Origin of the sequence: Pseudonocardia sp. (genome assembly GCF_050246655.1) — a bacterium.
Lineage (GTDB): Bacteria > Actinomycetota > Actinomycetes > Mycobacteriales > Pseudonocardiaceae > Pseudonocardia.
In genome coordinates this window covers 1-11,870 of record NZ_JBFWVQ010000151.1, presented here as the reverse complement: position 1 = coordinate 11,870, position 11,870 = coordinate 1, and the positions used below count along the sequence as shown (strand labels likewise).

At 72.7% G+C, this 11,870-nt stretch carries 12 protein-coding genes; 5 read left to right on the top strand and 7 right to left on the bottom strand.

Going from position 1 to position 11,870, the window contains the following annotated elements:
- The 3 genes from AB7J25_RS27990 to AB7J25_RS27980 form a co-directional block, all read right to left on the bottom strand.
- Positions 1 to 736: MerR family transcriptional regulator (locus AB7J25_RS27990; RefSeq protein WP_428513888.1), on the bottom strand; the 736-nt coding region annotated here is incomplete at its 3' end.
- A gap of 142 nt (positions 737 to 878) precedes the next feature.
- Positions 879 to 1,592 (bottom strand): response regulator, encoded by a 714-nt coding sequence (locus AB7J25_RS27985; RefSeq protein WP_428513886.1) that lies wholly within the window; start codon positions 1,590 to 1,592, stop codon positions 879 to 881.
- Between the two features lie 7 nt (positions 1,593 to 1,599).
- Positions 1,600 to 2,796, bottom strand: a complete 1,197-nt coding sequence (locus AB7J25_RS27980) for a sensor histidine kinase (protein WP_428513884.1) — start codon at positions 2,794 to 2,796, stop codon at positions 1,600 to 1,602.
- 197 nt (positions 2,797 to 2,993) lie between these two features.
- Here AB7J25_RS27980 and AB7J25_RS27975 point away from each other — a divergent pair, with 197 nt between their 5' ends.
- The 3 genes from AB7J25_RS27975 to AB7J25_RS27965 all read left to right on the top strand — a co-directional run bounded on the left by AB7J25_RS27975 (position 2,994) and on the right by AB7J25_RS27965 (position 5,484).
- Complete coding sequence (locus AB7J25_RS27975) at positions 2,994 to 3,332, top strand: DUF6223 family protein (RefSeq protein WP_428513882.1); 339 nt, start codon at positions 2,994 to 2,996, stop codon at positions 3,330 to 3,332.
- Positions 3,333 to 3,446: 114 nt separating this feature from the next.
- The gene (locus AB7J25_RS27970; RefSeq protein ID WP_428513880.1) at positions 3,447 to 3,842 is read left to right on the top strand and encodes a hypothetical protein; all 396 of its coding nucleotides are present in this window, start codon (positions 3,447 to 3,449) and stop codon (positions 3,840 to 3,842) included.
- Positions 3,843 to 3,900: 58 nt separating this feature from the next.
- Complete coding sequence (locus AB7J25_RS27965) at positions 3,901 to 5,484, top strand: HD domain-containing phosphohydrolase (RefSeq protein WP_428513878.1); 1,584 nt, start codon at positions 3,901 to 3,903, stop codon at positions 5,482 to 5,484.
- Between the two features lie 19 nt (positions 5,485 to 5,503).
- On the opposite strand, the gene AB7J25_RS27960 is transcribed toward AB7J25_RS27965, so the two are convergent.
- The 4 genes from AB7J25_RS27960 to AB7J25_RS27945 all read right to left on the bottom strand — a co-directional run bounded on the left by AB7J25_RS27960 (position 5,504) and on the right by AB7J25_RS27945 (position 9,541).
- Positions 5,504 to 6,535 (bottom strand): FAD-binding oxidoreductase, encoded by a 1,032-nt coding sequence (locus AB7J25_RS27960; RefSeq protein WP_428513877.1) that lies wholly within the window; start codon positions 6,533 to 6,535, stop codon positions 5,504 to 5,506.
- A 106-nt stretch (positions 6,536 to 6,641) separates the two neighbouring features.
- Positions 6,642 to 8,144 (bottom strand): aromatic/alkene/methane monooxygenase hydroxylase/oxygenase subunit alpha, encoded by a 1,503-nt coding sequence (locus tag AB7J25_RS27955; protein WP_428513875.1) that lies wholly within the window; start codon positions 8,142 to 8,144, stop codon positions 6,642 to 6,644.
- Positions 8,145 to 8,159: 15 nt separating this feature from the next.
- The gene (locus tag AB7J25_RS27950) at positions 8,160 to 8,477 is read right to left on the bottom strand and encodes an MmoB/DmpM family protein (RefSeq protein ID WP_428513873.1); all 318 of its coding nucleotides are present in this window, start codon (positions 8,475 to 8,477) and stop codon (positions 8,160 to 8,162) included.
- A gap of 14 nt (positions 8,478 to 8,491) precedes the next feature.
- Positions 8,492 to 9,541, bottom strand: coding sequence for an aromatic/alkene monooxygenase hydroxylase subunit beta (locus AB7J25_RS27945; RefSeq protein ID WP_428513871.1), 1,050 nt, complete (start codon positions 9,539 to 9,541; stop codon positions 8,492 to 8,494).
- 285 nt (positions 9,542 to 9,826) lie between these two features.
- Here AB7J25_RS27945 and AB7J25_RS27940 point away from each other — a divergent pair, with 285 nt between their 5' ends.
- Both AB7J25_RS27940 and AB7J25_RS27935 read left to right on the top strand, forming a co-directional pair.
- A complete protein-coding gene (locus AB7J25_RS27940; protein WP_428513869.1) occupies positions 9,827 to 11,224 on the top strand; it encodes an FAD-dependent oxidoreductase in 1,398 nt (465 codons plus the stop codon).
- A 143-nt stretch (positions 11,225 to 11,367) separates the two neighbouring features.
- The coding region (locus tag AB7J25_RS27935; RefSeq protein WP_428513867.1) for an aldehyde dehydrogenase family protein at positions 11,368 to 11,870 on the top strand (503 nt) is incomplete at its 3' end.

Genomic DNA, 11,870 nt, shown 5'->3' with positions numbered 1-11,870 from the left:
CTCCGGGGTTGCCCCACGAGTGCGGCACGTGGCTGTCGAACTGCAGGCTGTCCCGGGTGGTGAGCGTCTCCGTGACGCCGTTCAACGTCATGTCCAGCCGGCCGGCGAGCACCACGAGGAACTCCTCGCCGGAGTGTGCGTACGTGCCTTCGCTCCACGCCCCGGACCGGACGGTGACGAGCTGCGGCTCCATGAGCCCGGAGAACGCGGACAGCCACTCGTAGGTGATCCCCGGGGCGACGTCGACCCGCTTGCCCGTGCCGAGGCGGTGCAGCCGGGGCTCGGTCTGCAGGTCGACGGCGCCCGCGTCCTGCAGCGCCGCGGTGATCCGGGCCGCCGCCGTGGGCGAGGGGTTGTTCAGGCCGCGCTCCACCGCACTGAGGAACGACACGCTCAGCCCGGAGCGCCGGCTGAGCTCGCGCAGCGTCAGGCCAGCGAGCTGGCGCCGGGGGCGCAGCGGCCGCGCGTCGTCCGGGCCGTCGGCACCGGTGGGCGCCACCGCCCGGCCGAGACCGGCGTAGTCCTCCTCGTCGAGGATCCGCCGGATGGCCGCGGCGTTGAGCCCGCGGACCCGACGCCACCACGCGATCTTGCGAAGCCGCTCGATCGCCTCCTGGTCGTAGGTGCGCCGCCCGGCCGCGTCCCGGCCCGGGCTGACCAGGCCCTGACGCTCCCAGAGCCGCACCGTGCCCGCGCTCACCCCGACCAGCTGCGCGGCCTCCGTGACCGTGCGCATCAGCGATCCCTCCCGCCGGGGGCCGGCCCGGCATGCCGGGCCGTGTTCGGTTGGCTCCCGAGTTACTGTAGGGGCGAACGCGCTGCATCAACAAGGCTCTTCATCAACCACTTACATTGTTACTGTCGTGTGACCGGGCGACTCACGGGTCGGGTGGCTCGACGAGCCGGTGCCGGTAGGCCAGTGCCACCAGCTGCGCGCGGTCGCGGGCGCCGAGCTTGGTCATGGCGCGGCTGACGTGGGTCTTGGCGGTGGCATCGCTGATGGTGAGGGCCGTGGCGATCTCGGCGTTGCTGAGCCCGTGGGCGACGAGTCCGACGATCTGCCGTTCGCGGGTGGTGAGGCGCGCCAGCGCGCGGGCGTCGAGGCGTGGGATCGGGGTCCGTGCGGTGAGCTGGGCGATCAGCCGCCGGGTCAACCCCGGGGACAGGAGGGCCTCGCCCCCGGCGACCACCCGGATGCCGCGCAGCAGCTGGGCCGGTTCGGTGTTCTTGACCAGGAAGCCGGCGGCCCCCGCGCCGAGCGCCTCGACGACGTACTCGTCGTGGTCGAACGTGGTGAGGATGAGTACGCGGACGCCGGCGAGATCGGGATCGGCGGCGATCTCGTGGGTGGCGCGCAGCCCGTCGACGCCGGGCATCCTGATGTCCATCAGCACGACGTCGGGGCGGGTCTCGCGGGCCAGGGCCACCGCGGTGGCGCCGTCACCTGCCTCGCCGACCACGACCATGCCGGGCTCGGTGTCGACGAGCACCCGGAACCCGCCCCGCACGAGGGCCTCGTCGTCGGCGATGAGGACACGGATGGGCTCACGGATGGGCTCACGGATGAGCTCGGTCGTCGGGTGACCCGGCACCCGACCATCATCCCGGGACGGGCAGCTCGGCGCGCACCTCGAAGCCGCCGTCCGGGTGGGGCGCCGCGGTGAGCCGGCCGGAGAGCGCACGGGCGCGCTCGCGCATCCCGTCGATGCCGTGCCCGCACGGGGTGTCCGCGCCGGTCTCGTCCGGGCTCGGGGTCCCGTCGTCGCGGATCCGGATGAGCAGCCGGGACGGTTCGTGCGTCAGCGACAGCCGGACGGTGCCGGCATCGGCGTGGCGGAGCACGTTGGTCAGCGCCTCCTGGATGATCCGGTAGGCGGCCAGGTCGACCGGGGCGGGTAGCGGCCGCGGCTCGCCGTCGACGGCCAGGTCCACGTGCAGGCCGGCGGCCTCGGCCGCGCCGACCAGCTCCGGGAGGCGGTCGAGCCCGCCCCGAGGCGCCCGCGGTTGGTCGGGTCCGTCGGCGCGCAGGATGCCCAGAATGGTCTTGACGTCGGCCAGACCGTCGTCGCAGATCTTCTTGATCGCGGCGAGCGCCTCGCGGGCCTGCCCGGGGCGCCGGTCGACGACGTGCAGCCCGACCCCGGCCTGCACGCTGATCGTGGCCATGGCGTGCCCGAAGACGTCGTGCAGCTCCCGGGCGATGCGCAACCGTTCCTCGGCCGCGAGCAGGCGCGCCCGCTCCTCGCGGGTCCGGGTCTCCCGGACGAGCTGGGCGCGGGTGGACGCGAGTACCGCCCGGTGGTAGCCCACGGCCGTGCCCGCGCTCGCCGCGGTCGCCGCCAGCAGCACCGCGTTCGGGACCACGCCGACGGTCTGCGTGTCGCCGAGCACCACCCGGATCGCGACGATCTGGACCAGCGCGGTGGCCGCGGCGCCCGCGAGGCCCCACCGCCAGCCCCGGCGCGCCGCGACGGTGTAGCAGCCGATCAGGGGGGCCAGCGTGACCAGCAGCCCGGGATAGCCGGCCAGGAACCAGACGACGGCGACCGCGTTGAGCGCGACCAGCACCGCGACCGGGTAGCGGCGGCGCACCGCGACCACGGCGACGACGGTCGCGGCCAGCGCGACCGCCCCGGCGTCCGGCGGGCGGGGGTTCGCCACCGCCCCGGGGGCCACCCCCGTGAGAGCGGCGCCGAGGAGCGCCACCGCCAGGCACGCACCGAGCACCACGTCGGCCACGAGGGGCCCGGCGCCGCGAGTGGTGTCGACCGTTCTCGATCCCGGCTCGGAGGCCACGGCTCATGGTCGCGGGTGCCACCGCGGATGCGCATCCGCCGCGCGCGGTGTCCCGGCACTACCACCCGGGTTGAGATCCCTACCACCAGCGGCCGACCGTACGCCGGGGGCGTCAGCCGGAATCGACCACCGTCGCCCGACGCGCCCGGCCCGGCCCGGCGACCACCATGGCCCTCCGCCTACCGGAGGGATTCCCGATGTCCACGTGTCACGTGCTCGTCGCGCAGGTCGCCGTCGCCGGGTTCGAGGTCGGCACCGGGCGGACCGTGCCCAGCGTGGCCGCGCTGCTGGGGCTGACCAGCGTGGTCGTCGGAGGGCTTGCCCTTGCCCGCCCCCCGCATCGGCGGGCCGGTGCCGTCATGGCCCTGGTGCTCGGGCTGGTCGGCATGGTCGTCGGGGGCGTGCACGCGGCCAACTCCGCCGGTGGCCTCGGCACCGGCAACGGGCTGGCCGGGGCGATCGTCGCCGTGGTGCTCGGGCTGGTCGGCGCCTGCCTCGGTGGGCTGGCGACGCGCCGGTCCCGCCGGACCGGCTGACCCGCACGTCACGGGAGGTGCCGGCCGGGCAAGGACCGAAGATGAGGCAGATGCCCCATGCTCCGCGCGGAGGCGGCTCCTAGCGTCGATCACACCACGAGCGCAGGAGGAGAGATGCCACGCACATCCGCCGGTGAGATCGAGCTGCAGGACTTCGACCAGGTCGCGTCGCGCGAGACGGAACTGGCCGACCTGACCGTCAGCTTCCTGACCTTCAGGCAGGAGACGGACATGGCGCCCATCCTCGCGAGCCTCCCGACACGCAGCTGCCAGTGCCCGCACTGGGGTGTGCTGACGGTCGGCGGGGCGACGGTCCGCTACGACGACGGCCGCAGCGAGGAGATCGGGCCGGGCGACGCCTACTACATGACGGCCGGACACGTCCCGGTGTTCGCGGCCGGCACGGAGACGGTGATGTTCAGCCCGACGGCGGAGATGAAGGCCACCAACGAGGCGATCGAGGCGTTCATGGCGGCGCAACAGCCGGAAGACGCAGCGCGAGGGCGGTGAAGCCCTCGACCGGCGTAGCCTCCGGCGCGGGATCCGTGCGCGCCGGAGGTGGTGGTCCGTGGGGCGAGCGGCGGGGTCGGCCGGGGATCCGGCGGCGCTGCGGGGCGAGGTGCGGCTCGCCGAGCTCGTCGCGGCCCTGTCGCTGGGCGTCGATCTCGGCTTCGACCAGCCGATGGAGCACGTGCTGCGGCAGTGCGTGATCTCGCTGCGGCTCGCGGACCGGCTCGCGCTCGACGACCGGGAGCGGTCGGTCGTGTACTACAGCGCGCTGCTGGTCAACGTCGGCTGCCATTCCGACGCGCACGAGCAGGCGAAGTGGTTCGGCGACGACATCGCGCTGAAGGCGACGAAGTACACCCACCAGATGCGCGGCCTCGCCGGCGCCGCCGCGACCGTCCGCCTCGTCGGGGCCGGCAACCCGCCCCTGCACCGCCTGCGGGTCGGTCTCGAGTTCGCCGTCCGCGGTCATCGCGAGCTGGACCAGATGGTCGAGAAGCACAGCGAGATCGCCCGGTCGTTCGCCGTCCAGCTCGGGCTCGACGGCGACGTCCAGGTCGCGGTCGGTTCCGCCTACGAGCGGTGGGACGGCAAGGGCTGGCCGGGCATGCTGGCCGGCGCCGAGATCCCGGTCGCGTCGCGGATCACCCAGCTGTGCGAGTACGTCGAGGTGGCGCACCGCGTCGGCGGGGTGGCGGCGGCGGTCGCGCTCGCCACGGACCGGGCGGGCACGCAGTTCGACCCCGGGCTCGCCGACACGCTCGCCACCTGCGCGGACGAGCTGCTCGCCGACCTCGACACCGCCCGCACGTGGCGGACCGTGATCGATGCCGAGCCCGCCCTGCAACACCGGCTGACCGGTGAGGGGATCGACCGGGCGCTGCTGGCCGTCGCGGACTTCGTGGACCTGAAGTCGCCGTACACGGCGGGCCACGCCCGCGCCGTCGCCGAGCTGGCCGAGGGCGCGGCCACGCGGCTCGCCCTGCCGGCGGACGAGGTGTCCGCGGTCCGGCGCGCCGCACTCGTCCACGGCATGGGCAGGCTCGGGGTGTCGAACGCGATCTGGGACAAACCCGGCCCGCTGGGCGCCGGGGAGTGGGAGCGCGTGCGCCTGCACCCCTACCTCACCGAGCGGATGCTCTCCCAGTCACCCACGCTGGCCCCGCTCGGCCGGATCGCGGTGCAGTACCGGGAACGGCTCGACGGTTCCGGCTACCCCCGCGGCCTGTCCGGCGCGGAGATCTCGACGCCGGCGCGCGTCCTCGCCGCCGCGGACGTCTACCAGTCGATCCGCGAGCCGCGCCCGCACCGCCCCGCGGGATCTGCGCAGACCGCGGCGAGCGAGCTGCGAGGCGACGTGCGTGCGGGTCGCCTGGACGCGGACGCCGTCGAGTCGGTGCTCGCCGCCGCCGGGCACCGCACGCCGCGGCGCCGCGAGGGCCCGGCCGGTCTGACCGCCCGCGAGGTCGAGGTCCTGCGGCTGCTCGCCCGCGGCCTGTCCAGCAGGCAGATCGCCGCCGAGCTGGTGATCACCACGAAGACCGCGCGCAACCACACCGAGCACATCTTCGCCAAGATCGGCACGTCGAGCCGGGCCGCCGCCTGCCTGTTCGCCATGCGCCACGGGTTGCTGCCCGCCGACTGAGCCGTATCGGCCGGATCCGTCAGCCGGACGGCACGAACCGGTCGAAGTAGATGTGCCGCTCCTTGCAGCCGCCCGCCCGCAGCACCTCGATCGCGGCGTCGATCATCGGCGGTGGCCCGCACAGGTAGGCCTCCCAGCCGCGGTTCGAGGGCACCCGCCGCGCCAGGACGTCGGTCACCAGCCCCGTCTCCCCCGTCCAGTCCTCCCCCGGCGCCGCGTCGCTCAGGGCAGGCACGAACGTGAACCAGTCGTGCTCGGCGGCGAGCGCGCCCAGCTCGTCGAGCAGGAACAGGTCGCGCGCCGTGCGAGCGCCGTAGCAGAAGACGACCTCGCGCCGGTTCCCGGTCGCGACCAGGTGGGCGAGCATCGAGCGGATGGGCGCCATGCCCGACCCGCCCGCCACCATGACCATCGGCCGGTGCGAGAGCCGCACCCCGAACTGGCCCAGCGGGCCCCGCAGCCGCAGCCGGTCACCGGGACCCAGCCCGCCGTCGAGCGCCGTCGAGAACGCGCCCCCGGGGATCACCTTGACGATCAGGTCGACCCGACCGTCCTCGGCGGGCGCGTTCGCCATCGAGAACGACCGCCAGGTGTCCGCCCTGCCGGGCACGGCGACCTCGACGTACTGCCCGGCGGTGAAGTCCAGGGCGGCGTCGAGGCGCAGCCCGAGCCAGCGGATGTCGTGGGTCAGCGGGTCGTTGCGGTCGACCGTGGCGGTGCATTCCTGCACGACCTGTCCTGCGAGGTACTCCTCCTCGGACAGGTCGTCCATCGTCGCCGAGACGTCCACGATCAGCTCGCCCGACTCGGCGAAGGTCGAGCACAGCAGCACGACGCCGGCCTGCCGGTCGGCGTCGCTGAGGGAGAACGACGTGTTGTCGCTGAGCCGGAAGTCGCCGTCCACGACCTCCGCGCGGCACGTGCTGCAGCCGCCGTGCTTGCAGCCGTACTTGACGAACCGGCCGTGACGCAGGACGGCCTGCAGGATCGGTTCGCCGGGTCGGACCTCGAGCGTCTCACCGAACGGCAAGATCGTGACTGCGCTACCCATGTCGTCCTCTGCGCTCGTCGAAGCGGATCGCCGCGGGCCACACGGGCCCGCGCAGCGCCCGGTCCCGGCAGCGGGGAGCTGCCGGGATCCGGGGCACCTGTCGCGGCTACGCCTTCAGCGGGTCCTTGATCTCGTAGCCGATGCGGCGGATGTCATCGATGGTCCACATCTGGTCCGGGTTCAGGTGCGGCTGGCCGATCAGGGTCCTCCCGTCGGGACGGACGTAGCCGAGCGCGAGGATGACGTCGGCGAGGTCCATCCCGTCGAAGCGCTCCCACCAGTTGGCACAGCCCGTGTAGATCGTCGGGTTGAGCCGGAAGATCCACTCACAGCCCTCGCTGCACACCGCGTACCGCGTGCCCTCGTGGTCGAAGATGCGGGTCTCCGGCGCGTCGATGCGCGGCATCACGCACGGGCAGTGGCAGACCTGGCAGAACGGCGGCAGGGCGGGCAGCTCCTGCAACAGCAGCCGGCCCGACGACGGGTCGCTCATCGCCCGGTAGGCGTCCCAGAGGCCGCCGTAGCGGGCGGTCCAGCCCGGGTAGTGGTTCTCGAACCACTCGTAGTCGGCGGGCCCCATCGGGTCGGTGCGCCAGAAGTTCAGCGGCCAGATGGCGGCGAGCGCGATCGCCGCCGAGTGGTGCATGTCGTTGACGAAGCGCGCGACGTCGCCCAGCCGGTCCGGCGGCCGGAGCCCGAAGCTGCCCATCCGGCTCATGTAGGACCCGACGAAGTCGTCGACGACCCACTCCTCCCACACGTCCTTGTACGCCCACGGGCGGTTGACCGCGAAGTACTCCGACACGACGCCGACGAGGGTGTCCATCGACTGGTGCTGGTGCCAGAAGTGCCGTTCGAGCGCCTCCTGCATGAAGGGCACGTTGTCCGGCTCCTGGACGCAGCACATCAGCGTGCCGTAGCCGTTGGCCATGTGGCGGGACTCGTCGGACTGGATGGACAGGAACGACGTCGGCATCGCATGGTCGCCGTTGACCGTCGCCACCTGCGGGAGCGCCACCACCAGCGGGTTGGTGTAGGCCGTCTCCAGCACCACGTTCAGGCACATGGAGACCTCGATGGGGTCGCCGGTGTTGAACGGCTGGAACGACGCCCGGGCCAGCGTGCCGACCGGGTGGTTGCCGAGCGCGATCTGCCCGATGTCGAAGCCTGCCGGGTCGTGGTAGTTCTTCAGGTAGTACTTGCGCAGCGCGACCTCGAGCTGGGTGTGCCGGACCTCGTCGAGCATCTGGCCGGCGTAGCCCTGCCGCAGCTCCTGGTTCTTCACCGAGGCGATCAGGAAACCGGCACCGCACACGGCCTGGTACTCGGCGTCGGTGAACGCGGGGACGGCGAACTTCATCCCCTCCATGAACCGCGGTTCGGCGACGTTGGCGTTGCGGTACCGGACGTTGCTGTCGAGGCCGCCGTAGACGCGGTTGTCCTTCTCGGTCTCCATCGCGGCGTAGCCGCGCATCATCACCCGGAACGGGTCCTTGCCCTTCGGAGGGATGAGGTAGCGGGTCGGGTACTTGGGGTCGGGACGCGCGTAGTCGAAGCCCCAGTCGTAGCGCTTGCTCTTCTCGTGGACCGTCTCCAGCCGGACTGCCATGTCGTCGGCCTCTCGCTAGTCGCGGAAACGTTCGGGGAGGATCTCGGAATAGATCTCGACCAGCCCGTCACTGACGACGATCCGGCCGTAGTAGGACGTCATGTTCACCAGAAAGTCGTGCACCGTGTACTCGCGGCCGAGGCGGTCGGCGAGCTCCGCCATGTCGAACCGGAGAATCCCGTCCCGCTCGATCTTGTAGAAGCAGTCGTTGTCGGTGATCTTCGCGTCCGGCATCTCGTCGAGCACCATCTCCACCGCGGCCGCGGACTCGGAGCTGCCGATGAGCGAGATCCCCACGGTGTCCCTGACCTGGGTCAGATCTTTGGTTCCCACGGTCTTCCTCTCCGTCAGGCGCGGCCGTCGGCGACCAGGCCGAGCGACTCCAGGTAGGCGGCCTGCTTGGCCTGGACGTGCTCCATCGCCGTGGCGAACGTGGCCGGCTTCGTCGGCGCCGTCTCGAAGACGGGCGCGAACGCCTCGCAGGCCGCGATCGCGTACCCGTTCCACTTCCCGACCCAGTCGGCGAGGACGGTCCGGTTGTCGGCCCCGTGGGTCGGATCGGTGACGACGTGCTCGATCAGCGCGCTCGTCCAGCGCTGCGTCCGCGCGGTGTCCGCCTCGGAAGAGGCCTCGATGATGGGCGTCACGACGTCGCCGTTGGCCGCGGCGAACCGGCTGAAGTACTCCACCTTGGCCAGCTCGCCGAAGAGCCGGTCGAGGCAGAGGTTGGTCGCCACGACGATCTCCATCCAGTCGTCGAGGGCGATGATGTTCTCGACCGCGCGGCGCGCCCCCTGCCAGACGGGATCCTCCTTCCACGCCCGCTGGCAGTCGGAGTCGTCGAAGCCCTCGAACGCCTCGGCGAGCTCGAAGGAGTAGTAGACGACGTCCTGCAGGTGGCGCAGCTTGTCCGCCGCCTCGAACACGATCGGGAAGGTCGCCGTGTCCGACAGTGCCTCCCGCTCGGCATAGCACAGCGCCAGGAAGAGGCCGTACTCGACGAAGGGATACGTCATGTAGTGCCCGGCCAGCCCGGTGCGCACCCAACCCTCGTCGGCGAACGCGAAGAGACCGGCCGCGTGAGCTCCGGCGAAGGATCGTTCGAGCGCCTTCTCCGACTCGTTGACACCGGCGATGTACTGGCGCTGCATGGTCTGGTTCGGGTCCCGGAACGCGTACCAGTCGGAGGAGCGTATGACGGTCGAGTCGGCGGTGTAGGGATCACGCCCGTCGTCGAACCGGATGGGCCAGCCCTGGAAGGCGTACTGGGCGGGCGTGGACTGCTGGCCGACGGTCAGGTCCTCGTACTCCGTCGGCCGTTTCCCGCGCGGCTTCACCCAGACGAACGAGCGATGGCCGGGGAGTTCTTTTCGCTTCGGCGCAGTGTAAACAGCCATGGGCACAACCTCCGATTTCGATCGCGGCGTCCCGTGAACGCCTTCGCCACATTGCGGAACGAAATCCCTCTCGGCGGGTTCGGAACGGCCGAGAAGTCCGGGATCCTGCGCTTTTTCGATCAACTTGACTGTAGCCATCGCGGCTGCGGGCGTCTCTGCACTGGGAGTGCGAACGCAGCTGACGTATTGGCACCGGCAGGGCATGGGAGCCGACCTGCACCGGCTCCTAGCGTCGACCGCGGCGCCGGCCCGACCCGCGGACGGCGAGTCGGGAGGGAAGCGCCGGTGAGTGAACGTCTGGTCGTCGTCGGCGGAGGTGCGGCCGGGATGTCGGCGGCATCCGCGGCCCGGCGGACCGACCCCGACCGGGAGGTCGTCGTCCTCGAGGCGAGCGGGCACGCCGCCTACGGCCTGTGCGGCCTGCCCTACTACGTGTCCGGTGTGGTGGACGAGCCGGAGTCGCTGCTCGCCTACCCACCGGACCACTTCCGCAGCCGGCGCGGCATCGACCTGCGGCTGAACACCACCGCGACCCGGCTGGAGCCGCGGCGCCGGGTCGTGTACTGCCGCGTCGACGGGCGCGAGTCGCCGCTGCACTACGACCGGCTCGTGGTCGCCGCCGGGGGGACGCCGGCGCGGCCACCCGCGCTCGGGCTCGTGGACCCCGGTGTGCATACCGTGCGCAGGCTCGAGGACGCCGTCCGGCTGCGGGGCCTGCTCGACTCCGGCCGCGTGCGCCGCGCGCTGGTCGTCGGCGCCGGCTCCATCGGCCTGGAGATGGCCGAGGCGCTGACCGAGCGGGGGGTGCACGTCGTGGTGGCCGAGCTGGCCCGGCAGGTGCTGCCGATCCTCGACGCGCCGCTCGCCGAGGCGGTCGCCGGGGAGGTCCGCCGCCACGGCGTGGACCTGCGCCTCGGCGCCGCGGTGTCCGGCCTCCGCCGGGACCCGCGGGGCCTCCGTGCCGACGTCGACGGCGAGCCGACGGCCGTGGACATCGTGGTCCTCGCCAGCGGCCTGCGCGCGGAGTCGACGCTCGCCGCCGCAGCGGGCGCGTCGACGATCCGCAGCGGTGGACTGGTCGTCGACGACCGCATGCGCACGTCGCTGCCCGACGTGTACGCCGCGGGCGACTGCGCCGCGGTGCACCACCTCGTCCTCGGTCGGCCCGCCCTCGTCCCGCTCGGCCCGGCGGCGAACAAGACCGGCCGGGTCGCCGGAACGGTCGCCGCAGGCGGCGACGCGCGCTTCCCCGGCCTGGTCGGCACCGCCGTGGTCAAGGTGTTCGACCTCGCCGTCGCCCGCACCGGGCTCACGCTCGCCGAGGCGCTCGCCGAGGGCCTTCCCGCGGTGGCGACCGACGCTGTGGGCCGGTCCCGCGCGAAGTACTACCCGGGCGCAGCACCCGTCTCGGTCCGGCTGGTGCACGAACGGGACGGGCGGCTGCTCGGCGCCCAGATGGTGGGCGCGGACGAGGGCGTCGCCAAGCGGATCGACGCGGCCGCCGTGGCCCTGCAGGCCGGGCTGGACGTCGATGCCGTGGCGGCCCTCGACCTCTCCTACGCCCCGCCCTACGCGCCCGTGTACGAACCGCTCCTGCTCGCGGCGCAGAAGGCCGCCCGCGCCTCGGCGCGGGTCGCGACGACCGGCGAGGAGGCGGCGACCTCCGGACTCCGCGGCCGGTGACGATCGAGCCGCGCACGCCGCGGCAGGCGAGCTCGCGACCGGAGCCGGTGGCCGGATGCCCTGTCCTCCAGGGGTGAGAACCTGCTCCAGCTTCCCCCTGCCACCACCTGCTCGCGCGCCTCCTGCCGGTGCAGCCTTGCGCCATGACCGACATGACGCCCCAGGAGGCCGCCCGGCACGAGGTCGCCCTGACCGTGGCCAGGGCCCGCGCCGCACAGGCCGCGATCGAGCACTACTCGCAGGACGAGGTCGACGAGCTGTGCACCGCGATCGCCTGGGCGGTCGCCCGCCCGGACCGGGCCGAGGAGCTGGCGAAGCTGGCCGTCGACGAGGGCGGCTTCGGCAACTACGCGGACAAGGTCGTCAAGATCAGGAAACGGGTGGTCGGCGCGCTCGCGGACATGCGGTCGGTCCGCACGGTCGGCGTCGTCGAGGAGGACCCGGAACGCGGGCTGGTGAAGATCGCCAAGCCGGTCGGCGTCGTCGCCGCGCTGATCCCGACCACCGGCCCCGACGCGACGCCGCCGCTGAAGACGCTGTTCGCGCTCAAGGGCCGCAACGCCATCGTGGTGGCCCCGCACCCGCGGACGAAGGACACCACCGCCGCGGTGGTCGGCTACATGCGCGAGGCGTGCGAGCAGGTCGG